This is a genomic window from Salibacterium qingdaonense (genome assembly GCF_900114715.1).
GTDB lineage: Bacteria > Bacillota > Bacilli > Bacillales > Marinococcaceae > Salibacterium > Salibacterium qingdaonense.
The window spans coordinates 1-23,862 of record NZ_FOTY01000034.1 but is presented as its reverse complement, the minus strand read 5'-3'; the positions used below and the strand labels follow the sequence as shown (position 1 = coordinate 23,862).

General features: G+C 49.5%; 26 protein-coding genes and 1 tRNA gene. 5 read left to right on the top strand and 22 right to left on the bottom strand.

From position 1 onward, the window contains the following. Positions 1-414: 414 nt before the first annotated feature. The 4 genes from rlmD to BM058_RS15975 all read right to left on the bottom strand — a co-directional run bounded on the left by rlmD (position 415) and on the right by BM058_RS15975 (position 4,922). Positions 415-1,893 (bottom strand): 23S rRNA (uracil(1939)-C(5))-methyltransferase RlmD, encoded by a 1,479-nt coding sequence (rlmD, locus tag BM058_RS15990; protein ID WP_090928323.1) that lies wholly within the window; start codon positions 1,891-1,893, stop codon positions 415-417. A gap of 334 nt (positions 1,894-2,227) precedes the next feature. Further along, a complete protein-coding gene (locus tag BM058_RS15985; protein WP_090928322.1) occupies positions 2,228-2,938 on the bottom strand; it encodes a CAP domain-containing protein in 711 nt (236 codons plus the stop codon). A gap of 373 nt (positions 2,939-3,311) precedes the next feature. Further along, positions 3,312-4,052 carry an SDR family NAD(P)-dependent oxidoreductase gene (locus BM058_RS15980; protein WP_245737050.1) on the bottom strand — a complete coding sequence of 247 codons (741 nt, stop codon included), beginning with the start codon at positions 4,050-4,052 and terminating at the stop codon, positions 3,312-3,314. A gap of 153 nt (positions 4,053-4,205) precedes the next feature. Further along, positions 4,206-4,922 (bottom strand): dihydropteridine reductase, encoded by a 717-nt coding sequence (locus tag BM058_RS15975; RefSeq protein ID WP_090928320.1) that lies wholly within the window; start codon positions 4,920-4,922, stop codon positions 4,206-4,208. A gap of 218 nt (positions 4,923-5,140) precedes the next feature. On the opposite strand from BM058_RS15975, the gene BM058_RS15970 reads away from it, so the two are divergent. Then, positions 5,141-5,446, top strand: a complete 306-nt coding sequence (locus BM058_RS15970; RefSeq protein ID WP_090928318.1) for an NINE protein — start codon at positions 5,141-5,143, stop codon at positions 5,444-5,446. Positions 5,447-5,646: 200 nt separating this feature from the next. Here the strand turns inward: BM058_RS15970 and groL are convergent, their stop codons facing one another. After that, positions 5,647-7,299 carry a chaperonin GroEL gene (groL, locus tag BM058_RS15965; protein ID WP_090928316.1) on the bottom strand — a complete coding sequence of 551 codons (1,653 nt, stop codon included), beginning with the start codon at positions 7,297-7,299 and terminating at the stop codon, positions 5,647-5,649. A 50-nt stretch (positions 7,300-7,349) separates the two neighbouring features. After that, positions 7,350-7,634, bottom strand: coding sequence for a co-chaperone GroES (groES, locus tag BM058_RS15960; RefSeq protein ID WP_090928314.1), 285 nt, complete (start codon positions 7,632-7,634; stop codon positions 7,350-7,352). A gap of 361 nt (positions 7,635-7,995) precedes the next feature. Here groES and BM058_RS15955 point away from each other — a divergent pair, with 361 nt between their 5' ends. Beyond that, on the top strand, positions 7,996-8,712 hold the full coding sequence (locus tag BM058_RS15955) for a CPBP family intramembrane glutamic endopeptidase (RefSeq protein ID WP_090928312.1): 717 nt from the start codon (positions 7,996-7,998) through the stop codon (positions 8,710-8,712). After that, the gene (locus tag BM058_RS15950) at positions 8,709-8,903 is read left to right on the top strand and encodes a DUF4305 domain-containing protein (protein ID WP_090928310.1); all 195 of its coding nucleotides are present in this window, start codon (positions 8,709-8,711) and stop codon (positions 8,901-8,903) included. Before BM058_RS15955 ends, BM058_RS15950 begins: the two co-directional genes overlap by 4 nt. Positions 8,904-8,973: 70 nt before the next feature. On the opposite strand, the gene tatC is transcribed toward BM058_RS15950, so the two are convergent. Genes tatC through BM058_RS15935 form a run of 3 tightly spaced genes read right to left on the bottom strand, consistent with a single transcriptional unit; the run spans position 8,974 to position 10,608 of the window. Beyond that, positions 8,974-9,723 (bottom strand): twin-arginine translocase subunit TatC, encoded by a 750-nt coding sequence (gene tatC, locus BM058_RS15945; protein WP_090928308.1) that lies wholly within the window; start codon positions 9,721-9,723, stop codon positions 8,974-8,976. A gap of 19 nt (positions 9,724-9,742) precedes the next feature. Next, a complete protein-coding gene (locus BM058_RS15940) occupies positions 9,743-9,946 on the bottom strand; it encodes a twin-arginine translocase TatA/TatE family subunit (protein WP_090928306.1) in 204 nt (67 codons plus the stop codon). 23 nt (positions 9,947-9,969) lie between these two features. Further along, the gene (locus tag BM058_RS15935) at positions 9,970-10,608 is read right to left on the bottom strand and encodes a redox-sensing transcriptional repressor Rex (protein ID WP_090928332.1); all 639 of its coding nucleotides are present in this window, start codon (positions 10,606-10,608) and stop codon (positions 9,970-9,972) included. 270 nt (positions 10,609-10,878) lie between these two features. Between BM058_RS15935 and BM058_RS15930 the strand changes: the two genes are divergently transcribed. Beyond that, on the top strand, positions 10,879-12,819 hold the full coding sequence (locus BM058_RS15930) for an ABC transporter ATP-binding protein (RefSeq protein ID WP_090928304.1): 1,941 nt from the start codon (positions 10,879-10,881) through the stop codon (positions 12,817-12,819). A 29-nt stretch (positions 12,820-12,848) separates the two neighbouring features. Here the strand turns inward: BM058_RS15930 and BM058_RS15925 are convergent, their stop codons facing one another. The 8 genes from BM058_RS15925 to BM058_RS15895 all read right to left on the bottom strand — a co-directional run bounded on the left by BM058_RS15925 (position 12,849) and on the right by BM058_RS15895 (position 19,355). Beyond that, entirely contained in the window at positions 12,849-14,954 is a 2,106-nt protein-coding gene (locus BM058_RS15925; RefSeq protein WP_090928302.1) for a hypothetical protein, read from the bottom strand. A gap of 270 nt (positions 14,955-15,224) precedes the next feature. Then, positions 15,225-15,392, bottom strand: coding sequence for a hypothetical protein (locus BM058_RS18395; protein ID WP_177195595.1), 168 nt, complete (start codon positions 15,390-15,392; stop codon positions 15,225-15,227). 127 nt (positions 15,393-15,519) lie between these two features. After that, positions 15,520-16,542 carry a tRNA (adenosine(37)-N6)-threonylcarbamoyltransferase complex transferase subunit TsaD gene (gene tsaD / locus BM058_RS15920; RefSeq protein ID WP_090928300.1) on the bottom strand — a complete coding sequence of 341 codons (1,023 nt, stop codon included), beginning with the start codon at positions 16,540-16,542 and terminating at the stop codon, positions 15,520-15,522. Beyond that, a complete protein-coding gene (rimI, locus tag BM058_RS15915; protein ID WP_090928298.1) occupies positions 16,523-16,990 on the bottom strand; it encodes a ribosomal protein S18-alanine N-acetyltransferase in 468 nt (155 codons plus the stop codon). The genes tsaD and rimI overlap by 20 nt, the downstream gene beginning before the upstream one ends. After that, the gene (gene tsaB, locus BM058_RS15910) at positions 16,983-17,687 is read right to left on the bottom strand and encodes a tRNA (adenosine(37)-N6)-threonylcarbamoyltransferase complex dimerization subunit type 1 TsaB (protein ID WP_090928296.1); all 705 of its coding nucleotides are present in this window, start codon (positions 17,685-17,687) and stop codon (positions 16,983-16,985) included. The genes rimI and tsaB overlap by 8 nt, the downstream gene beginning before the upstream one ends. Next, complete coding sequence (tsaE, locus tag BM058_RS15905; RefSeq protein ID WP_090928294.1) at positions 17,668-18,141, bottom strand: tRNA (adenosine(37)-N6)-threonylcarbamoyltransferase complex ATPase subunit type 1 TsaE; 474 nt, start codon at positions 18,139-18,141, stop codon at positions 17,668-17,670. The genes tsaB and tsaE overlap by 20 nt, the downstream gene beginning before the upstream one ends. Before the next feature lie 16 nt (positions 18,142-18,157). Next, positions 18,158-19,150 carry a thiamine-phosphate kinase gene (gene thiL / locus BM058_RS15900; RefSeq protein ID WP_177195594.1) on the bottom strand — a complete coding sequence of 331 codons (993 nt, stop codon included), beginning with the start codon at positions 19,148-19,150 and terminating at the stop codon, positions 18,158-18,160. Positions 19,151-19,278: 128 nt separating this feature from the next. After that, positions 19,279-19,355: transfer RNA gene (locus BM058_RS15895), tRNA-Met, on the bottom strand. Between the two features lie 159 nt (positions 19,356-19,514). Between BM058_RS15895 and BM058_RS18390 the strand changes: the two genes are divergently transcribed. Then, positions 19,515-19,655 (top strand): hypothetical protein, encoded by a 141-nt coding sequence (locus BM058_RS18390; protein WP_177195593.1) that lies wholly within the window; start codon positions 19,515-19,517, stop codon positions 19,653-19,655. A gap of 67 nt (positions 19,656-19,722) precedes the next feature. On the opposite strand, the gene BM058_RS15890 is transcribed toward BM058_RS18390, so the two are convergent. The 5 genes from BM058_RS15890 to BM058_RS15870 form a co-directional block, all read right to left on the bottom strand. Beyond that, the gene (locus BM058_RS15890) at positions 19,723-20,865 is read right to left on the bottom strand and encodes a trans-sulfuration enzyme family protein (protein ID WP_090928290.1); all 1,143 of its coding nucleotides are present in this window, start codon (positions 20,863-20,865) and stop codon (positions 19,723-19,725) included. A 33-nt stretch (positions 20,866-20,898) separates the two neighbouring features. Beyond that, positions 20,899-21,873 (bottom strand): 5-oxoprolinase subunit C family protein, encoded by a 975-nt coding sequence (locus BM058_RS15885; RefSeq protein ID WP_090928288.1) that lies wholly within the window; start codon positions 21,871-21,873, stop codon positions 20,899-20,901. Next, positions 21,870-22,631 (bottom strand): LamB/YcsF family protein, encoded by a 762-nt coding sequence (locus tag BM058_RS15880; RefSeq protein ID WP_090928330.1) that lies wholly within the window; start codon positions 22,629-22,631, stop codon positions 21,870-21,872. The genes BM058_RS15885 and BM058_RS15880 overlap by 4 nt, the downstream gene beginning before the upstream one ends. A gap of 5 nt (positions 22,632-22,636) precedes the next feature. Continuing rightward, positions 22,637-23,332 carry a 5-oxoprolinase subunit PxpB gene (pxpB, locus tag BM058_RS15875; RefSeq protein WP_245737048.1) on the bottom strand — a complete coding sequence of 232 codons (696 nt, stop codon included), beginning with the start codon at positions 23,330-23,332 and terminating at the stop codon, positions 22,637-22,639. A 266-nt stretch (positions 23,333-23,598) separates the two neighbouring features. Beyond that, positions 23,599-23,862, bottom strand: a 264-nt coding sequence (locus tag BM058_RS15870) for a transposase domain-containing protein (RefSeq protein WP_143083051.1), incomplete at its 5' end; no start/stop codon positions are given.

Here is a 23,862-nt window from a genome sequence, read left to right as displayed (position 1 = left end):
CAGCCACGATCGGTGAGACAACAGCGCCAATGGGCCCGCATGGTGCGAATGACCGACATTCTTCGAGATCCGGTTCGCGAATCCAACGGAGTGACATCCGGAACCATAGCGCTGCACACCGCTCATTCCACAGCGATGGGGCACATGGTCAAAAGCCTTTCGTAGACCTCGTTGTATGGCCTGTTTTCGCCAGAAAACTGGCCATACAACGAGGCCACCAAGCGGAGCGCGGTAGGAGATTCACGGTGTACAACGATAAAGGGCTGGAAGCCGCCGTCTTTCAGAGCTACCGAGAAAAACTTGACGCATACGCGCGAGTACTATTATTCGACAAAAAAGGCCTGAATCCTTATAGTGTAAGCATACTTCCTTCATCCAACAGACTAGATCATTGAAAAAGAAAGCAGGGATCCTTTACTGGATACCTGCTTTCTTTTTACGCACTAATTTAGTAACGGCTTCAACATGCACGGTCTGCGGAAACATGTCCACCGGCTGTATTTCTTCTACGTTGTACCCGTTTTTCTCCAGATATTCAAGGTCACGGACCTGCGTTTCCGGGTTGCAGGAGACATATACGATCCGCTCCGGCTGCAGCTTTACCACACTCGATAAAAAGGCTTCATCGCTTCCTTTCCGCGGAGGATCCATCATCACGACATCGGCATTCTCTCCACGCTCTGCCATGTCGACCATGAACTTTCCCGCGTCGCCCTGATAGAACCGGGCGTTTTTCACGCCGTTTCGCTTGGCATTGCGGATGGCGTCGCGGACGGCATCGCTATTCAGCTCCACACCGGTGACCCGGCCGGCCGTTTTGGCGGCAATCAGACCGATCGTGCCAACACCGCAGTAGGCATCGATTACGGTTTCTTTTCCGGTCAAATCTGCCATTTCCATCGCTTTATCATACAATTTCTCCGTCTGAACCGGATTGACCTGATAGAACGATTTCGCCGAGATCACAAACTCCATCCCGCCCAGCGTATCCGTGATCGTCCCCGGGCCGAACAATACTTTTTCCTCGTCCCCGAGTACCATGCTCGTGTCTTTATTGTTCACATTATGAACAAGCGTGGTGATCTCCGGATGGGCTTTGCGCAGCGCTTTGACGAAATTATTTTTTCCCGGAAAGACAGATGATGCGGCAACGAGTACCACCATAATCTCTCCGCTCGTCTTCCCGACTTTTATCAGCACATGGCGCAGGAAACCATCGCCGGTATCCTCGTTATACGGCCGCAGTTTCGTGGATTTCATGATGCCTTTAATGGTTCCGGCAATCTCGTCGGCTTTCGGATCGTGAATAAGACAGCGGTCCATCGGGATAATCTCATGTGAGTTCCGGGCGTACAGGCCGCCGATGATCTGCCGGTCTCTGTTCATCCCAAACGTTGTGTGGCTCTTGTTGCGGTACGCATACGGATGCTCCATCGTCAGCATGGCTTGCGGTTTCCCGAACGGTTTCATCAAGGCATCCACGGTTTTCTGCTTGAATCCCGCCTGCGCCTGGTTGGTCATATGCTGCAGCTGACAGCCGCCGCACTCGTAGAAATAAACACACGGCGGTTCCACGCGGTCGCTTGAAGGCTGGGTGACCCGCTTTAGTTCTGTCGTCGTATGCCGCCCCTTCGTTGAAACAGCGACTTCCGCTGTTTCCCCGGGTAGAAGGTGCTCCACCTCCAGGTTCTTTCCTTCCCACTGGATGATGCCTTTTCCCTCACTCGTTAACCCGGAACAGGTGACCTCCGCGATCACAGGCTTCTTCCCGCCCGTTCCTTTGGCCTTCGGCGGACTGCCACCTGGGGCCGGACGCTTCCCGCCGGACGGTTTATTCGTAGCATTTGGCTTTTTTCCTGACTTTTTATATCCATGATTCTTCCGTTTACTCATACGCACTTCCTATCTACATGTCTTTCCTGACCCTTCATTATAGACTACTGGAAGCCGGCCGTAAAATGACCGGCGGGGTGTTGGTTACGTTTGACAGCTTGTTTATGCTGAAAACGTCGTTATGAAAAGTTTATAGTGACGTTTACAGCACGCGGAGCAGACAAAAACGTAATCATGAACCATTCATGATTACGTTTAGACGATATAAAACAGGCGTTTTGGCCGCATGGACGGATGTATGCATGTGATCTATGTTAAAAAAAGGCACTTCGCAGAGTAAAAATCTGCATGGAAGTGTCTTTTCTTGTCTCGTTTCGCTGGGTCCGTTCTGTTTTCAGCGCGGTGTCATGAACAATTGAGTCCAATACGTTTGGTACGGCCCTGATCCTTCCACATAACCTACTCCCATATGTGTGAAATCCTTATGAAGAATGTTGGCGCGGTGACCTTCACTGTTCATCCACCCTTCCACGACTTGTTCAGGTGAACGCTGCCCTGCAGCTATATTTTCCCCCGCTGCGCGGTAAGTGAAATCAAAGGCTTTTAACATATCAAAAGGGGAGCCGTACGTTGGGGACGTGTGACTGAAATAGTCATTTTCAGCCATGTCCTGTGATTTGACATCAGCGAGACCACTAAGCCGGTTATGCATCTTCAGAGGTTCCAGTTCCCGTTTTGTCCGCTCTTCATTGACGAGCGTTAACACCTCCCGCTCAAATTCGCCCGGTTCATAGTCCTTAATCGATTCTTTTGAAACAGAAGGCTCCTTACCCTGGGAACTTTGTTCCGGCTCTCCTTCTTCCGTTTGTGTTTCGTCCGGGTACTGCCATTCCACACTGTTTAAAAAGGACTCAAGATCCGCTGTCCACTCCTGGAATGTTTGTTGTATGTCACGGTCTCTTGTCCACTCCTTGATATTTTCTGTCACTTTTTCATACGATTCTTTCGGTGCTTTCCACTTCCATATATCCTGGGCGGATACCGGGGAAACGACAACGGTAAAGAGAAGCAGACACACTAGAACAACGAAAGATTTTTTTATCATGCCATAAGCTCCTTTTGCATAAAATTAGTCGCTTCATACTTCGTATCAACGCATTCCTCTCTTCTTCACTAATCCCGTTTTGTTCTTAGAACATTGATGAAACTCCTTTTTCTTCTCACTTCTGCTTATTATTATACATTATAGTTACTGTCGTTACTTTTAAGTCAAATACCTCATAAAATATTTCATATCGTGTATACATTTTATTATTTTACAGGTTGGGAAACAAAGGTGAGAAAGGTTCATAGAAACAGTGGAGAAGATGTTGAGAAGTAAAACGTAAGCATGGTTCAATCACACTTACGTTTTAACGATTCTACGTTTGATCCTGTCATGAACAAAGAGGATACCGGACAGACGGAAAAGCCTTTAGTCAAGGAAGACTCAGCTGGGTTGTTCTACCGCCGTCCACGGTGTACACCTGTCCTGTGATAAATCCAGCTTCATCTGCTGCGAGAAACGCGGTGAGCGCTGCCACTTCTTCCGGGGAACCGGTGCGGCCGACAGGGTGAATACGGGCGATATCGTCACGGAAAGCCTCTGCATCATCTGAGTTCTCGATCATTTCCTGATTCAGCTCGGTGTCGATCCAGCCGGGCGCCACCGCATTGCAGCGGATGCCTTCATGGCCGTGATCCACCGCCACCGAACGGGTCAGCCCATGAAGACCGGCCTTTGAGGTGCAGTACGCCGCATGCCGGGGATTGGCAGCAATACCTTCTGTTGATCCGGTATTGACGATGCTTCCTTTCGTCTGACGAAGATGCGGGAGTGCCGCGCGGATCAGCAGAAAAGGCGCTGTCAGATTGATACTGATGTTACGCTGCCATTCCTCTATAGTCGTCTCTTCGATAGACGCTTCCTGCATCATTCCCGAGTTATTGACAAGCACATCAAGCCGACCTTTACCGGCAGCTACTTCTTCCACAAGCCGCTCCGGTGTACGCGGATCCGAGAAATCAGCCTGAATCGATTCAAATTCCTCATCTTGGCCGCGCTGTGCGGTAATCACGACTGCTCCCTCGTCACGAAGACGACGGGCTATGGCACGACCGATTCCCGAACGACCGCCTGTTACCAATGCTACCTTATCTTCAAAACGCTTCATCTGCATGGTCATCCACCTCCATATGTGACACACCAACCTGTTTGAATCATACTGTTGTATCAGCCTGCAAGCATACTTCCATTACAATAACATAAAAAGGGCGTGCACGCAGAAATGGACAATTTCTACATGCACGCCCTTTTTACATGAGATTTCCGCTTACATGGACACATCCTGCGATAAAAACTCAGCTCGTTGGTTTTCATGCTTGTCGAGCATGATCTGTTCCGGGTGGATGCCCTTCTCACGCAGTACGTTAATGTTCTGCAGGAGGAATTCGTCACTGCCGACAACATAGAAGACTCCCTCTTTGTCTGCCGCAAGAGCTTTCACCTGCTCGTAGTAGTCGCCGCGATTATCGACAAACTGAGAGGTGAATGTCTTGTCAGGGGCGGATGTGAAAATATCAGAGAACAAGAAATCATCCGATGAATCAATGTTCAAAGAATGCATGTGACCGACGTTGTCAGGGCGTTCGAAATAATCCAGTACAAGCGGCCTGAACGTTGCCAGCCCGACTCCTGATGACAATAGATACACATTTTTATCTTCTCTTTTCAGCGGTACATTCGAATGCGTTTTGAATATGGCAACGTCACTGCCGATCTCTAGGTTTCTCAATATCGTTTTGAACTCGGAGCACTGCTCTCTAATACGTGTTGTGATTCCGATGGAATGCTCGTGCGGTAACGTAGAGATGGACATGTGGCGGATCAGGGCGCGGTTTGGCTGTTCTCCGGCATTAAAACCCTCCAGGGCAAAATGGGTGTGTGCGCCTTCCTCCCATGTGAAGTCCTCCGGGCAGTCGAGCATGAACGTCTTCACTTCCGATGTTTCTTCGATAATATGATTTATTTTCGTCCAGTATATCTGCATCATAGACTCTCCTTGTTTCATTGTATGTTCTGTCATTTACAGTATATAATAATTGATAAAAATTCTCAATTAAAATGGATTGATGGTTTACTATCATCAGAGCCTATCTATCTGGTTCAATCCACGAACGTTGAGTCAGTCCCTTTTTCAAAAATTAATAGTAAGAACATGGAAAACATGGTAGAATGACAATACCTTATTAAAAGGAGGTGTGATGCATGAGTAATGTAGCATTAAAGCAGGATCTTACCAGCGAACAACAATCCATTGTGGCGAGTGAATTTGAAAAAAGAAAGAAAAGCCCTCTTATTCTCATTCTTTTATGGTTTTTCCTTAGTACGTTTGCGGCTCATCGATTTTATATAGGCCCTACCGGACGTGCTGTAGCTATGCTGCTTCTTGGATGGCTGACGCTGTTCATCTGGAATTTGATCGACATCTTTTTTGCCTGGCAGGGAATGCACGAAAAAAATGAGCGAATCGAAAAAGAAATCATTGAAGAAGTAAAAGTACATAGCAAATAAAGAGCAGGGATTTTCCCTGCTCTTTATTATTCTCTGGAAAAAAGTAAGGCAAAAATAACAAGTTATGAAAGCAATGGTATCAGTAAATCAGTAGAGAAAACCAAGAACAAATATTTATGTTATTTTTTTGTGATTTTTTAAACCATAAAAAAGATGTGACAGGGTATAAACCCCGTCACATCCGTATTTGGGAGGGCGGATTACATCATGCCGCCCATGCCTCCCATTCCGCCCATGTCAGGCATGCCGCCGCCGGCAGCACCGCCGCCTTCGTCTTCGCCTGGTTTATCAGCAATGACAGCCTCGGTAGTGAGGAACATTGCGGATACCGAAGATGCGTTTTGCAGCGCGGAACGGACCACTTTTGTCGGATCGACTACGCCGGCGTCAATCATGTTGACCCATTCGCCGGTGAGGGCGTTGAAGCCGTTGCCGACAGCTTCGCTCTTCATGCGCTCCACAACAACGGAACCTTCGAGGCCCGCGTTGTGCGCAATCTGACGGAGCGGCTCTTCAAGGGCGCGGAGCACGATGCTGACACCTGTTGCTTCGTCACCTTCTCTTGCGTCTTCCAGCTTCTTGACCGCTTCATGGACGTTCATGAGGGCGGTACCGCCGCCGGAGACGATGCCTTCCTCAACAGCTGCGCGTGTGGAGTTGAGAGCGTCTTCGATGCGGAGCTTGCGTTCTTTCATTTCGGTTTCAGACGCTGCGCCGACTTTCACGACAGCGACACCACCGGCAAGCTTAGCGAGGCGTTCCTGCAGCTTTTCACGGTCGAAGTCGGATGTTGTTTCTTCGATCTGTGCTTTCAGCTGGTTCACGCGGTTGGTGATTTCTCCCGGATTGCCTTCGCCTTCTACAATAGTGGTGTCATCTTTGTTGATGACGATTTTGCCGGCTTTACCGAGCTGATCGATGGTAGCATTCTTCAGGTCAAGGCCGATGTCTTCGGTAATAACCTGGCCGCCTGTGAGCAGTGCGATATCTTCGAGCATTGCTTTACGGCGGTCGCCGAATCCTGGTGCCTTCACGGCTACCGCGTTAAATGTCCCGCGCAGTTTGTTCACAACGAGGGTTGCAAGTGCTTCGCCTTCCACGTCTTCTGCGATGATCAGGATCGGTTTGTTCTGCTGCACAACCTGCTCAAGAAGCGGAAGAACTTCCTGGATATTCGTAATTTTCTTATCTGTGATAAGAATGTACGGATTGTCCAGTTCAGCGGTCATTTTATCGGAGTCTGTCACCATGTAAGGGGAAGCATAGCCGCGGTCGAACTGCATACCTTCCACAACCTCAAGTTCTGTTTCAAGGCCGCGGGATTCTTCTACCGTGATGACACCGTCGTTGCCGACGCGTCCCATCGCTTCAGAAATAATCTCACCGACTTCATCACTGGAAGCAGAAACCGAAGCCACCTGCGAAATTGCTTCGCTTCCTTCGATCGGCTTGGAGACTTTGCGCAGCTCTTCAATAGCTGTTTTGGTCGCTTCTTCAATACCGTAACGGATTCCCATCGGGTTCGCACCGGACGTTACGTTTTTCAGACCTTCCTTAATCATTGCCTGAGCAAGAACAGTCGCGGTTGTAGTACCGTCGCCGGCCAGGTCGTTTGTCTTGCTGGCCACTTCGCTTACGAGCTGGGCGCCCATGTTTTCAAAGTTATCCTCAAGCTCGATTTCTTTAGCAATGGTCACCCCGTCGTTTGTGATAAGCGGGGACCCGTATTTCTTTTCAAGAACAACATTGCGTCCTTTTGGTCCAAGCGTTACTTTTACAGCATTCGCCAGTTCGTTCACGCCGTCGAGCATAGTCTGGCGCGCGTCTTCACGGAATTTAATATCTTTTGCCATCGTTTCGACCTCCTGTAAATGAGAGTATGTAGGGGATGATCCCCTATTTATTAACCGATAACAGCAAGAACATCGCTTTCGCGGAGAATGAGGTAGTCATTTCCTTCATACGTTACTTCTGTGCCGGCGAATTTGGAGAAAATGACCATGTTTCCTTCACTGACTTCCGGAGCAATCCGTTCACCGTTATCCGCCGCACGGCCGTTTCCGACAGCGACTACTTTGCCTTCCTGCGGTTTTTCCTGGGCGGAATCCGGAAGGACAATCCCGCTTTTTGTTGTTTCTTCCTGTTCAATTTGTTCAATCACAATGCGGTCACCAAGAGGCTTTAACAAGGTAAACACCCTCCTTTAGTATTGGCTCGGCATCCCGGCCTGTAAGGCGGGGAACCGACATATTTCGTGCTTATTAGCACTCTTGTTAGTCGAGTGCTAACACCAATTCTTATGATAATCAATCCGCTTCCATTTTGCAAGGGGCAAGCCTGAAATTTTTTCATTTTTTCTCCAGTCCGACCCGCCGGCTTGATGCCGCGCGGCCCCTTCCTCTTAAAAACTACCCGTTTTCGCAAGGAGGTGAAACACTTCTTTTCATCATTTCATCACAACCCTTTCCTGCCCCTTCTTCCTGTGCATTATGATACAATACGTACGTATACATTGTATTATTCAAACGATAAAGAGGAGTGGAACAAGTTTGACGATACGTTATTGGTGGATTCTCATCGTTTACATACTGATGCAGCTGTCCGGTTTTATCGGTGCACCTATTTTGTTTTCCCTCGGATTCGGACCTCGGGAAAGTTCCGTCATATGGAGTCTTATCAGCTTTGCCGCGGCGCTGATTGCGATGCTCTTCATCCTTCTACCCGAGCGGCAGACCGACCGCCATCCAAAGCTCAGAAAAACATCGGGCGGACATGCAGCTTTGTGGGCCGTTCTCGGGATATTCCTCGTATTTGCTGCCCAATATGCGGCGATTCTGATTGAAACGGCTGTCGGTATCGAGCCTGGCTCCGAGAATACACAGCAGATTCTATCCATGGTGAAAAGATTTCCTGTATTTGCCCTGCTTGTCGCCGTCATCGGGCCGATCCTGGAAGAACTCGTGTTCCGAAAGGTCCTTTTCGGTTCCTTTTACAGACGTTTTAACTTTATCATCGCTGCGCTGCTGAGTGCCATTATCTTCTCTCTCGTGCATTTTGACATTACGCACGTGTTGATTTACACCGCAGTCGGGTTCGCTTTCTCCTACCTGTATGTGAAAACAGGCAGGATTCTCGTGCCGATTATCGCGCACGTGGCAATGAACAGTTATGCCATTATTGTACAGGTCCTGTTTGCTGATCAGATCCGGGAACTGCAGCAGCAGATGGAACAGGTGAACCTGATTCTGGGAGGATTCTTTTTATGAGGGGCGGCACAACCATGATGGGGCTTTTCTATTTCGGACTTGCCGCTGCTTTCATCTGCTTTGCCGTCCTTCATGTGAACAACCATTCATGGAATTTCCTGACGTTTCTGTACGCAGGCCTCGCAGCTCTGGATGTTCTGATGGGCCTCCGCTTTTTGCGCGCCGGCAGGCAAAGCGGATCCGGCAGCTGAACCACAAACATCACACCAGACCTCATACAAACAAAAACAGGAGCGCAGTCCAATGGACTGCGCTCCTGTTTTATTTGTCCTGTCCGGCTTGCTCCTGCTCTGCCTGCAGGGCTTTTTTGTAGGAAAACCGGGAAATGATAACACTTCCTTCGTACAGCAGAAAGAGCGGCAGCGTTACCATCAGATGGGAGACTATATCCGGCGGGGTAATAAAGCCGGCTATGACAAGCAGTACAAAATAGGCATATTTCCGTATGTGACGAAGCCATGCCGGCGTAATCAGGCCGAGCCTGGTCAAAAACATGACAACGACAGGCAGCTGAAACAAAAAACCAAACGGTATCGTCAGCTGAAACAAAAAGCTGAAATATTCATTGGCCCCGTACTGCTCCGTTAAATTCAGTCTCTCGGACAGACTGCTCAAAAACCGAATCACATTTGGAAAAAGAACAAAATACGCAAAAGCAAGTCCTCCAAGAAACAAAACGGTAGCTATAGGTATGTAGGAGAGCGTTACTTTTCTCTCCTTTTCCATCAGACCCGGTGATACAAACGCCCACAACTGATACAAGAGGACAGGAAAAACGAGAATCACCCCGATGAAAAACGCAAAGTTCATGTAAAGCTTGATTGGATCGGTCAATTTAAACACGTTCATCGGGAAACTCTCGGCTTCCGGGATGTTCTGCAGATACGTTATAACACCCGGCGCGATAATAAGACCGGCGATGAATGCCGCCAGTAAATAGACCGCTGAGATGATAATACGTTTCCGCAGTTCTCCAATATGATCATATAAAGTCATTTCATTCTGCGCCATGCCTGTCCCGTCCTACTCTTTACTTATCGGATTCATCCGTTGACTGCTGCCGGTTTTTCTTTTTCTCGTCTTCTTCCACGTCATCAGCAAGTCCTTTGGTTGCGCTTTTGAATTCACGCAGCGTATTACCCGCGGCTTTTCCGAGTTCCGGAAGTTTTTTCGGTCCGAAAATCAAAAGCGCGGCAAGAACAATCAGTCCAATGCTTATAGGACCCAGATTCATTTTCAAAACACCCCCTGCATGTGCTATAAAGGATAATTTTTCAGAAAGTACACCAATGTCTGAAGTTCCACCGACAAATCAATATGATGAACCCGCACGGTTTCCGGTACTGTCAAACGTTCCGGAGTGAAATTCAAAATACCGGTAATTCCTGCCTCCACCAACTGTTCTGCGGTTTCCTGGGCAGCCGGAGCCGGGACCGTGAGAATCGCAATCGAAGCGTCCCGTTTCTTTTTCACGTCCGGGAGGTCATTCATGTGATATATTTCAACCCCGCTGATATCCTGTCCGATCATATCTGGATTGACATCAAAGGCGTTGACAATCTGTGTGTTGTCGCTTTTTGTAAAATTGTATTTCAAAAGCGCTGTGCCAAGGTTTCCTACCCCAACAAGAAATACTTTGGTCACTTCATCCTGATCCAGCGTCTTACGGAAAAAGGAAAGCAGATACTGTACATTGTAACCGTAGCCCTTTTTGCCAAGTGCTCCGAAGTAGGAAAAATCCCTTCGTATCGTGGCCGAATCCACTTTGACCGCATCGCTTAGTTCTGTGGAGGAAACCCTCTGCTTCCCCGAATGATAAAGGTTTTCAAGAAACCTGTAATAAAGAGGCAGCCGTTTGGCGGTTGCCTGCGGTATCTTCTGCTGGTCTATGTTCATGGCAGCCTCCAACTTTTCCTTACATGTTTCTTTACAGTATAACATGATAAGCTGTGCTGTCGTCATATCGAAAAAACTGTCCTGCTTAAGACAGCATACCGAAGCCATCTGCGCTTTCTTTCATTCTACACGAAAAAACGGTAATTTGTAATAGGAGAAAGCATTTTCCCCGGGCTTTTTCATGCTTGATACCTATTCTCTGTTTCGCGTTTGCTCCAAAAATACGATACACTGAGGTAGGAGAAGTTTTGAATAAAAGGATGAACGATAATGATTGTGCTGCAATGCGCGAATATAACGAAATCTTACGGGGTTGAAACCATTCTTGATGGGATTAAGCTCGAAATCAAAAAGAATGAAAGAGCGGCCCTCATCGGCCGTAACGGCTCCGGCAAATCGACCCTTCTGAAAATCATCGCCGGTGAGCTTTCCTACGATGAAGGAGAAGTCACCACACCAAAAGGAACAAGAATCGGCTATCTCGATCAGCACACCGGTCTTGATTCCGCCCGCACAATCTGGGATGAAATGCTCTCTGTTTTTGACGAACTGCGGGCAATGGAAAAACAGCTTCGCGGCCTTGAGAATGCTATGGCTGACCCGGATGTGTACAATGACGAACAGAAATACGAGAAAACCCTGAACGAGTACGACAATCTTCAGTATGATTTTCAGGAACGCGGCGGTTATCAGTATGAAGCGGACATCCGCGGGATTCTGGCAGGGCTGAAGTTCGATCAATTTGATTACAGCACACCAATTACGACGTTAAGCGGTGGTCAGAAGACAAGACTGGCTCTTGGTAAACTGCTGCTCTCCAAACCTGAAGTGCTCATTCTTGACGAACCGACAAACCACCTTGATATTGATACGCTCCGCTGGCTGGAGAACTTTTTGTCCAACTACGAGGGAGCAGTGCTGATTGTTTCGCACGACCGATATTTTCTCGACAATATTGTCTCCAAAGTCTATGAAATGTCACGATCGGAAGCCCGGCTGTTTTATGGCAATTACAGCCGGTATCTGGAGAAAAAAGACGAGCTTTACGAACAGGAAATGAGAGAATACGAAAAACAGCAGAAAGAAATTGCCGAACTCGAAGACTTTGTAGCTAGAAATATTGCCCGCGACTCCACCTCCAAACGGGCGCAGAGCCGCCGCAAAAAACTCGAAAAGATGGAGATCAAGGAGAAACCGCTGGGAGATGAAAAATCAGCCCGCTTTTCTTTTGATATCGACCGGCAGAGCGGCAATGAAGTGCTGAATATTTATGATCTGAATGTGTTTTATGAAGAGGACAACCCTGTCATCCGGGACTTAACGCTTTCTGTCAAAAGGCAGGAAAGCATTGCGCTGATCGGGCCGAACGGCATCGGCAAAACGACGCTCCTTAAAGCGATTGCCGGACGTATAACCCCGGCTTCAGGCACTGTGCAGTACGGCAGCAAAGTATCTGTGGGCTACTACGACCAGGAGCAGGGCGATCTTGATACGGGCAAAGACGTGCTTCACGAGCTGTGGGACGAGTATCCACTCAAAACAGAACGGGAAATCCGCACCGTTCTTGGGAACTTTCTTTTCACCGGTGAAGATGTGCTCAAGTCCGTTTCCAACCTGAGCGGCGGAGAAAAATCACGGCTCGCACTCAGCAAGTTAATGATGAAAAAGGCGAACCTGCTGATTTTTGACGAGCCGACAAACCATCTCGACCTCGACAGCAAGGAAGTTCTCGAAGCCGCATTGATGAACTACCCGGGTACGCTGATCTTTGTGTCCCACGACCGTTACTTTCTCAACCGGATGGCTTCCAAGATTGTCGAATTGGATCAGTCCGGGCTTCAAGAATATCCCGGCGACTACGATTACTACTTGATGAAAAAGGATGAAGAACGCCAGCGCGCCGAACTTCGTGCCCAGGAACAGCCGGCTGCGCCCGGCACCCAGACCGGAGCTCCCGGGGAAGACAAGAAAGCGTTTCTGGAAGACAAAGAGGCTAAGAAACAGGAGCGAAAACGGCAGCGGGACATTGAAGATACTGAACAGCAGATTGAAGCGCTCGAAACAAAAATTGAGCAGCTCGAAGAAGAAATGTTGTCGCCTGATGTGTACGAAGATCACGAAAAAGCAGCCGAAATGCAGAAGCAGGTCCATGATGCGAAAGAGCAGCTTGATTCGTATATGGAACAATGGGAAGCCCTGCAGCTCGGATGAAGCCTGAACGGCCAGCCGCTATGATTTGTTCATAGTGGCTTTTTTCGGTTGATCCGTGGACTGGCGGATGCTCTGGTTTTATCGGCGAAACGGTGTTCCATGTTCCACGCGTACCGCACGCAGAGAAGATAAAACATCGAGGTCGCAGCGGCGACTGCCCCGGAATCGTTCAAAAGCAGCAGGAAAATAGAACCGGCGGCGCCTGCTTTTATCACCATCTGCTGGGACGGCTGCATCCTCGTCTTTTTTTCAATCAGCAAATAAAAAGCGGCGATCGCGTAACTTGTAATCAGCAGTTTCGTCCAGTTGGAATGAAAGATAATCTTGATATTCATCTCCACCTTTCGAACGAAAAGCGCGCGCAGCTCCTCCCACTCTCCCTGCAGCAGCTGCTGGAACGCCGCACCGATGTGGGAAGGACCGCCGGTGAACGAAAGTCCCCAGAGCAGCACACCTAAAAAAAGCATTCCCCCGGATACAGCCGCCAATACTTTTTTCCAGCCGGCGTGTTGGAACTCCTTTGTCCAAAGGGTGCCAAACATCAGGCCGGACGCGATTGTCACGCCGGCGTTTTTCCCAAGAGCTGAACTTCCGGTGATAATCAAAAAAACGAGAAGCAGCGGAAGGACCGCCTTTTTCCTGTGCCGCAGCACCGGTTCCAGACAGACGATGGCCGCAGCGGTAAAAAAGCCGCCGAGCTCGTTGCCGATGCCGCCGTACCGGGCACCGATCAATGGGTCATACCCGAGATAAGACCGCTGGATGGCATAGGCGCCGTTTAGAAGATCGATGCTTAACAGCACGGTCAACAGGATGGAAAGGAGGAGCGGAGCCTTCTGACGGGCCAAAATAGAGACGACAGCACCTATCACAAGAGCAGCAGCTGTCACGCTTCCTGTATAAAGGGCAGCGTTATCCACAGGCCGGCCGACAAGAGACGGAATTACAACAAAAGCAATCGGCGAGGCGATTCCGGTTGATACAGCGGCATGCATCCACCACGGCGGGACGGATTTTTCTTTTTTTTCATAAAGAAAGGCGGCGGCAAGCAGCAGGATCAGGATAGAAATGTAGGTGGAAAGCACGGGCGCCCGCGTATCATGAATCGTCTGCATCCCCCGCAGTTCCTCGCGTGTTTCCTGAAGATCTGCCGTTTCACCGGCAGTCAGCGGCGGATCCGCTCCTTCGGAAAACACTGCAGCCAGCGCAGAAGCCGCATCCACACTGCTTCCAAGATAAGGCTGGCCGGTCGATGTGGAAAAAAGCCTGTTCGCCGGCGCAGCATAATCCTCTGTCCACATCGCAAATGGAATCATGTCGTCTGTGGGGGCATCAGCTCCCATAAGAAACAGAGGTTGTTTCCGTTGTTTCATCTCACGGAGAACCCGTGCCAGCGCTGGAAGGGGACTGCTGCTAAAAACACTTCGTCCTTCTTTCTCAAACCGGCTGATATCCCCCCATTCCACCACCGTCAGGCTCGAGGACACGTGACGCTGGATGTTATCCACCCAGCCCTGTGTTTTCTGTGGATTCATTCTCCAGCCTCCGGGAGCGGAGCTGTCTTTATCCACAACCGCACGACGGCTGCCGTAAGCCCTGCCCTGAAAATCCGTTGTTAAAAAAGGGGCATAACTCTGCCTCTGTCCCCCCCTGTCACTATGTCCGGCAAACCGAACGACAGCACCTTCTGCGCGCAGCGTCTCCGAAAGCGTCCCTGGAGCGGTACTGTACCCGCTCTTCTCATTCTCCGCATGGATCGCTGCAAATCCGGGAAGATGATAGGAAAAAACCTCTCCCTCCGACGCCCCCTTCATCCAGTCACCCAGCGAAACCTGACTCGTTTCAGCACGCGCCCCGGCACTAAGGGTCAACATTTCATCCACAGGAGAGTCCGGCCCGGCTGTAACCCGGTTCAGCGCCCCAACGACAGCCCCTTCCGCCAGCTTCTTATCCTCAAGAAGCAGAAAATAATCTTCCATCGACAAGCCGGGGACGAGAACCAGTACAGCATGCTTTTCTTCTGCCTGGGCCTCGTGCAGCGGAACACACAACAAAGAGAATATCACACCAAGAATAAAAATCCACAATCCTTGTTTTCTTGTTATATCATGCAATCGTGCAACGTCTCTTTCCATGTCCTTCCTCCTGGATTCATCCACACTATCAACAAAGTTATCAACATACAAATGCTTATGTGCCTGTGTTTTATGAACTTATACACAAATTCACTACACTTATGCACATTTTTGCTATTCACACTTCTTACCCCTGATTTATTAGTTTTCCACGTATTTATCCCCAATATCCACAAGATGATTTTTACACAGTCTCAACAATCTTTACTGTATGCAGATAAAAGCTCGCAGATTCTTTTCATCGTCGGCAGTCACGTGCTGCAACGGCCATTATTTGATAAAACCCGGGAAGAAACGGTCGATAGATAGTGCCTGTGGACCATTCCCGCGGAGAAATACGTAACGAATGGCGGCCGGAAGCTGCCAGCGGCCATTTACCGGCTGCTTTGGAACACTAACTGCTTCTGGAGCTGTTCTACCGACCAATTCACGTGTCATCGAAACTTCAAACTGTCCGAAAACCGGAACTTTTCCCGGATCATCCCAGACACCAGAAATACCAGCCCCCGGCTTTTGTCTTCATAGCTCCAATACTTCAAGGCAGAACCATAAAAAAAGCCTGACCTTAATATAAGGCCAAGCCTGGTACACCGTTTAAATCCCATCCGGCAGTGATTCCTTTTTTCCACTGAATGTGGGCGGCTGCTCCTATCATCGCCGCATTGTCGGTACAGTACCGGAAAGGGGGGATTGTCAATTCCGCAGGGCTTTCCTTGAAAGCGTCTTCCATCGCCGCGCGCAGCCCCTGATTGGCTGCGACGCCTCCGGCAAGCACGACCTGCTTTACCCCGTATTCTTCTGCCGCGCGTTTTGTCTTTTCCACAAGTACTTCGATTACGCTTGCCTGAAAGCTTGCGGCGACGTCAGCTGTGGATAATGTTTCCCCGCGCTGCTCTGCATTGTGGACGGTGTTGAGAACTGCTGACTTCAAACCGCTGAAACTGAAATCAAACGAGTCTTCTTCAAGCCATGCAACAGGGAGTGGTATATCCGCTTTTCCGGTGGAGGCGAGTTGGTCCACATGAGGGCCTCCCGGGTAAGGAAGTCCGAGCGTTCGAGCTACTTTGTCATAGGCTTCCCCGGCTGCATCATCGCGGGTGCGGCCGATAACTTCATATTCCCCTTCCCCGCGCAGCAGCACAAGGTCGGTATGACCACCGGACACGACAAGCGCAAGCGCTGGATAATGCCATTCCCGTTCAAGCCGTGCCGCCTGAATGTGACCGGCGATGTGATGAACTGGGACAAGAGGAAGTCCACGGGCAAAAGCAGCTGCTTTGGCGGCATTCACTCCAACCAGGAGCGCTCCAACAAGACCCGGTCCCTCTGTCACGGCAATACCGTCGATCTCGGAAAAAGTGAGACCAGCCTCTTTCAGTGCTTCTTCTATAATCATCGTTATCGTTTCGGTATGGTGGCGGGAAGCAATCTCCGGCACCACACCTCCAAACCGTTTGTGGCTGTCAATCTGCGATGCCACGACATTCGAGAGCACTATATTTCCGCCCTGTACCACCGCTGCCGCTGTTTCGTCACAGCTTGTTTCAATCGCAAGCAGCCGTTCCGATTCAGTTGAATTTGTAGTCATCTATATTCACCCACATTACCAAAGCGTCTTCTTTATTGTCGACATAGTAATTTTTCCTGATGCCGCCCGGCTGGAATCCGAGTTTTTTATACAGGGACTGGGCAATGAGATTGCTCACCCTTACTTCAAGTGTCATCGTCACCGCTCCGTAGGCATGCGCCATATCGAGCACATTTTTCATGAGGAGTTCTCCGAGTTTGTAACCCCGGTAAGCCGAGTGAATGGCAATATTTGTGATATGGGCTTCATCGATAATGATCCATACCCCGCAGTAGCCGATAATATCGCTGCCCCATTCCACGACCAGATAATGAGCAAACTGATTGTTCATCAGTTCATTAAAAAAGGCGTATTTCGTCCACGGCATCTGAAAGGCGTCATGCTCCACCTTGAGAATACCCTCCAGATCCCGCTCCTCCATGAAACGAATGACGGGTGTACTATTCATAGGTACGCCCTTCTTCCGCAGCGTACCATTTCTTTTCTGCCTCTGCCATCTGGGCGTATTCAGGAACAAGCGAATGAGGAGGCTGCGGCTCCACTTGCGCGGTGAGGCTGATAAGTTCCGAGGGTCGCGGCCGGTTCGCAGCATCCGTCCCAAATACAGCACGTTCTCCGAGAACATCTACAATGGCCGCCTGGTGCTGCTCAGCGTCCCTGCTCAAAAAAAGTACACGCCCCTCCGTTTCTTTCAGTTTTTCCAGCCAGTCCTCAAGGGAAGTCACCTGGTCTGTAAGTTCCGTTGTAAGAATGCCATGTCGAACCTTGTACAATCCGGTATAGACTCTGCCTCTCCGTGCATCTGCAAACGGACAGATCCATCCTGGAAAATAGGTGCCGCCGGCTGCCAGCTGCATCAAACTTGATATCCCGTACACCGGAATGCCGAGGGACCATGCCATCGTTTTGGCGGTTGTTACACCGATCCGAACACCCGTGTAAGAACCCGGCCCTTTTGCTGCAGCTATTGCATCCAATTCTTCCGGTGCCACATCCACTTCCTTCATCATTTGATGAATGGCAGGCATTAAACGAAGAGAATGGTTTTTTTTGAAGTTCGTGATATATTCCGCCAAGATCCCATTTTCTGAGGAAAGTGCCGTCCCCATGACATGACTTGACGTATCAATCGCCAGTATCTTCATGATTCTCAAGCTCCTTGCATCGTTCAATAAAGCTTTTTCCAAAGGGAATCCACCGAATGATCCGCTCTTCTTCCCCGCGGCGTTCCATCGTGATCTGCAGGTGGCTGCCAGGGAGAAGTTCCCCGATTTTTTCCGCCCACTCCACCACACAAACCCCGGCGCCTTCCAGGTACTCTTCCAGACCGATTTCATCGGCTTCTTCCCCGTCCAGACGGTAGAGATCCATGTGATATAGAGGCAGTGTGCCGCTGTATTCTTTTATGATGGTAAAGGTAGGACTGTTCACGATTTCTTTTACCTGAAGTGCCTCTGCCAGGCCCTTCGTGAAATGGGTTTTTCCTGCACCCAGATCCCCATCAAGTGTAATAACATCTCCGCTTTGTACCACAGAACCGATCCTTTCACCGAACTGAATGGTCTCTGACGGGGAATGACTTGTAAGTGAATAAGACATGAAGGTTCGCCTGCCTTTATGATTGAAAATGGTTGTATCCTTTTTTGGGAAGTCTCTCCTCCCTCTTCCCGTCCAGCAGCGTGACAAGAGAATCTCCTTCTTTCACTCTCCCGATGTCATAAAGAGAGAGGCCTTCCTGCTTCATGCTGTGCTTAAGAAGAGGCCAGTCTTTTTCACGGACCGTTCCGATTAGTTCAAAATCTTCTCCGCCGTAAAAAATCCAGTCCCAGTAAGTATCTTCCGGAAACCCTTCTTCTAATTCTCCGGCAACGGGTATGTCCTGTTTGTTTAACTGCAGGTGTACACCGGAGGCTTCCGCGATTTCATTCGCTTCACTGGCAAGTCCGTCACTGATATCGTTTAAGGAAGCAGACGGAGCAACCCCTGCAATCACCCTGCCTTCTTTTACTCTCGGACGGGGCTTCCGGTGGTACGCCGTCAATGTCTGAAACGGTTGTGGACATGCGCTGTCCCGCCCGTGCTCGAGAAGCCATTCCAGGCCGGCTGCTGACCGGCCGGTGGGATTTGTGACAAAGACAATATCACCAGGACGTGCGTTTCTTCGTACAAGATGCCGACCCTTTTCGACTCTGCCGTGGACTGTGACAGAGATAACAAGTCCTGTATCCGACGACACAGTATCCCCGCCGATCATATCCATATGATACTCTTCAGCCAGTTCTCCCATTCCGTTGTAAAGATTCTGAAGTTCCTCATCCGTCCACGAGGAAGGCACCGCTATGGAGACGATGTAATAAACAGGGATGCCGCCCATTGCAGCGATATCACTGATGTTTACGGCCAGTGCTTTGTAGCCGGTATCATAAGCACTCATCGTCTGCTTTTTAAAATGGACTCCTTCCACCATCGTGTCGACACATAATATCTCATCAAAACCTTCTTCTGCTGCATACACCGCCGCATCATCGCCAATGCCTTCAATCACTCCGGGATGACTGTAACGCTCAGGTGTATGCTGCTGAATCCATTCAAATTCATCTTTGGGCATCGAGCACATCCTTTTGTACGTATCATTTCTTCCAGTGTAACGCATTCCAGAAGAAAACGCACCGCCTTTGATTTCCAATATAAATAAAAAAAAAAGCCTTCTACGGGCTTTTGTACGTTTTGTATTATTGGTTGCGGGGGTAGGATTCGAACCTACGACCTCCGGGTTATGAGCCCGACGAGCTACCGAACTGCTCCACCCCGCGATGTATTAATATGTGCTCTGTTAACGCCACTTCTATAATATACCACATGCTTTCCGGGATGACAAGTACCTTTTTTAAAATTTTTCTTGTCCGATTGTTACAGAAATGTTACATTAATTATAAGAAAATTTCGACATAATTCGGAAAGGAGGTAGCACCATGAGAACCTGGAAATACTTGCGTGCGGCACTGCTGGCTAATGTACTCGTGCTGATGACGTTTGTTTTTCTGCCGATTATGCTTCTGACCGACAACATCAGTATTTACCAGGAGTTTATTCAGTATTTGAACAAAAAATAACATGCTGCCTATAGAAAAAGCCTCTCCCCACAGGCTTGTCCATAGGGGAGGGGCCGCTTTTGATCCATTAACGTGCTGCCTGCTCCAGTGCGGCGGCAAACGCAGCGATAATATCATCCTTATCTTCAATACCCACAGAAATCCGGACCGTGCCGGCGGTAATGCCAAGCTTTTGGCGGATGGTATCCGGAATCGCACGGTGGGACGTATTCAATGGATAAGAAACAGTCGTTTCCACTCCGGCCAGGGTCGGAACGATTTTGATCCAGTCCAGGGATTGAAAGAAAGTGTTTACGTCATACGCCTCCCCGAGATCCACACTCACCATGGCCCCGTTTCCTTTTTCAGATAGATTCTGCGGATAATAGACAGCTGCGGCACTGGTGTGTTTTTGAAACCACCCGGCCAGTTCCGCCGCGTTTCCCCCCTGTCTTGCCATTCTTACACTTAAGGTTTTGAGCCCACGGCAGGCAAGCCACGCTTCAAAAGGACTTAAATTAGCGCCGATATTAATGATCCTTTTTTTCGCTTTGGCTATCAATTCCCCGGTCCCAACAAGCACACCGGCGGACACATCACTGTGCCCTCCTATGTATTTGGTCGCGCTGTGGATAACCAGATCCGCTCCCTCTGCATAAGGCTGCAGAAAGTACGGAGACGGAAATGTATTATCAATCATTAAGGTTAAATCATGCTTTTCTGCAATCCGGTTTAATTCTCCAATGTTCTCGCGGCGCAGCAGCGGGTTGGTGACGGATTCGGCATACAGCAGCCGCGTATCTTCTTTTACCGCCGCTTCCAACGCTTCTTTATCGGTGAAATCCACAACAGATACCTGAAATCCCCATTCCTGCAGTTCCTGCTGAAAAAGCTGGTACGTTCCACCGTACAGATCGAGCGGGACAATCATGTGTTCACCCGGCGAAACCGCGGTAAGAATCCCGGCCAGGATCGCGGACATTCCCGAGGACGTTGCCACCCCTGCAGGAGCACCTTCGAGCCGCGCTGTCCCGTTACCTAAATCATCCGTGTTCGGATTGGAGTAACGGGTATAAAGGTGGTCTTTCCCCCCTGTGAAATAAGACTCCATATCTTCAAGATCCTGAAACGCAAACGAAGACGTCTGATAGATCGGTTTGGTTTTGCTTTTATTTTTTTCACCATCTCCCTTTTGAAAATGGACAGCTTTCGTATCAAACTTTTTTTCCATGTTCTCTTCACTCCTGTTCATGTTGTGATGTTCCTATAAACCCGCGGGCAGCATGTTTTTCGAAGCAAGACGAAGCGCTGCAATCCGGCGGCGCTGCTCTTTGAGTAAATCGTGCGCATGCTCCAGCGTTACTTTCTTAAAAGTAACGGTCTGTCCGGGAACAAGCTGCGCCGCTTTTGGGAGGTCCACCTGAATCACTGATGCCGGACGTGTATAGCCGCCGGTCGTCTGCCTATCTGCCATTAAAATCATCGGCCTCCCGTCCGCGGCGGCCTGAATAGTGCCGGTATCCACCGCATCGGACAGAATATCAGCGGATTCGCGGTGCACAAGGGAAGCTTCTTCCATACGGCATCCCATTCGGTCTGACTCATTTGAAACGGTAAAACCTGAATGGTAAAAAGCGGCGAGGGATTCTTCCGTAAACGCTGAAGCCTCCGGACCTTCCAGCACCCGAAGTACGGTTTCTCCGCCGTATTCCGGAATAAGCGGCGCGGGCAGGCGGCTGCAACGCTTCAGCATAGAAACAGATCGGACGGTCGATAACCGGTCTCCTTTTTCCAGAGCCCTGCCATTCATGCCTCCAAACCCTGCTTTCACATAAGTAGAACGGCTGCCAAGGATCTCATCGCCATCAAATCCACCCTGAACCGCAATATAGGCACGGGCCCCTTTTTTCATTCCTGCAAACGATAGCTCATCCCCGTCGTTGACACGAAAAGAATGCCAATTGTCCACTGGCTTGTTGTTCAGGGAGGGCTGAAGATCCGCCCCTGTCACAGCAATCACCGCAGGCTTTGTGAAAAGCAGAACTGGTCCCAGCATTGTCACTTCAAGTACGGCCTCGGTCCCGTCGTTTCCGGTAAGTATATTAGCCGTCTCAAACGCGTACTCATCCATGACGCCTGCCGGTGGAATTCCTTTTTTCTGCCGGCCTGTTCGTCCTGCGTCCTGAATTGTCGTGAACAAGCCTGCTTTTTTTACGACACATACTTCCTCTGCACTCATTGACTGTCACCCGGTATCTGGAGAGTGACATCACACTGCCGCAGCATGTGATACAGGCGGTCAAGAAATTGCAGGGCCACCGGTGTATCACCGTGCACACAAATCGTATCTGCTTCCACCGGTAGTTTTGTTCCGTCCACTGCTTCTACTTCCCCGCTCGACAGCATGTGCAGAATCCTCTCCGCTGCTTGATCCGGATCCTTCAGTACCGCATCCGGTTGAGAACGGGGCGTCAGTAATCCGTCCGGCTGATACGTCCGGTCGGCAAACACTTCGGACGCAACCGTGAGCGACTTTTGCCGGCCGGTCTTCACTAATTTGCTCCCAGCCGGAGCAAATAAAATAAGACCGGGGTTTATCCGCTTGACAGCTTCCACCACAGCCTCGGCTGTATCAGGGTCACCTGCTGCCTGATTGTACAGAGCACCGTGTGGTTTAACATGGCGGATATTTATGTTTTCCGTTTCACAAAATCCCTGCAGCGCTCCGATCTGGTATACCATCAGATGATAAATTTCTTCAGGGTCCACCTCCATCAAACGCCGTCCAAATCCGCCCAGATCGGGAAAGCCGGGATGAGCTCCGACAGCTGCTCCGTGTTGTTTCGCTAAAGCAGTTGTCCGGGCCATCACTGTGTGGTCTCCGGCATGATACCCACAGGCAATATTGGCTGAAGTCACATATGTAAGGACCTCATCGTCGTTACCAAGCGTGTAGGCGCCGAAGCTTTCTCCTACATCACTGTTCAGATCCACCATCTTCTTCAACACGACGCCTCCTTTTCTTCCATTTCGAGAAATTCATCTGTGGTCACCGGCATAAACTTTATTCTCATTCCCGCCTCGAGCAGTACCGGATCTGTTTCCTGTGGAAGAAATAACTTTTTCGGCGTTCTACCGATGATATTCCATCCACCGGGACTCTCCAGCGGATAAACACCCGTCTGGGAACCTGCAATTCCGACAGATCCCGCAGGCACTTTCATTCGCGGCGCATCCAGACGTGGGGCTGCGATTTTTTCATTCATGCCCCCAAGGTATGGAAATCCAGGTAGGAATCCCATCATGTGAATCAGGTATTCCGGTTCCGTGTGGAGTTCGATTACCTCTTCAGGTGTTAATTGATTATGGACCGCTACTTGATTCAAATCAGGGCCGAACGCTTCCTCATAACACACCGGAATTGTCACCTGCATCGAATCAGGCAGGTTGTGGTGTTCTATACTATCACACACATTCATAATGTAGGCTTCAAGGGAGTCAAAAGAAAGAAGAAACGGGTCGTAAAAAATCGTGACGGCTGTATAGGAAGGAACCCATTCCTGTATCCCCTTTTGCGGATGTTTCTCCAATTCTCTGCAGAACGATCTAATGTTTTTATGAGTCTCCATGGAAATCACTGTTCCGAATATTACCCGTACAGCTGTGTCGCTTACCATGTTCATCTGCAATGGTTCCACACACATCTTCCTTTTCCTATAGATGATATCTTTCTCCAGTATACTGGATTTTTGCTTGTTTTACATGCCCTGAATGTCGGATAGACCCGTCGTGTGTGTCCCATTTCTGTTTTGCGGGGGGGGTACTGGATTATTGAAAGGATTATGAACCTTTTGCCCGGGGGAACTGTCCGTAACTTTTACGTTGCGGACATAGTAAACCAGGTAAGCGTCAAATAATCCCCACCTTGATAAAAGGATGGGGATTTGTCGTTTATAAAACAGGGCTATGATTGGACAGGAATGCGGCAGCGTTCTGGAAGCTGCGTAGACCAGGGAAGCCATTCATCCAAGGAAGCATCTTCCTGCTGCTGGGGCAGCGTCTCAAATAAATAGGTTAGATAGGGAAACGGATGGAGATGATTTTCTTTCGCCGTTTCGATAATGCTGTAAATGATGGCGCTCGCTTGAGCGCCGCGGGGTGTTTGGGAAAAAAGCCAATTTTTGCGGCCGATCACAAAAGGTTTCATCGAACGTTCACTGCGATTATT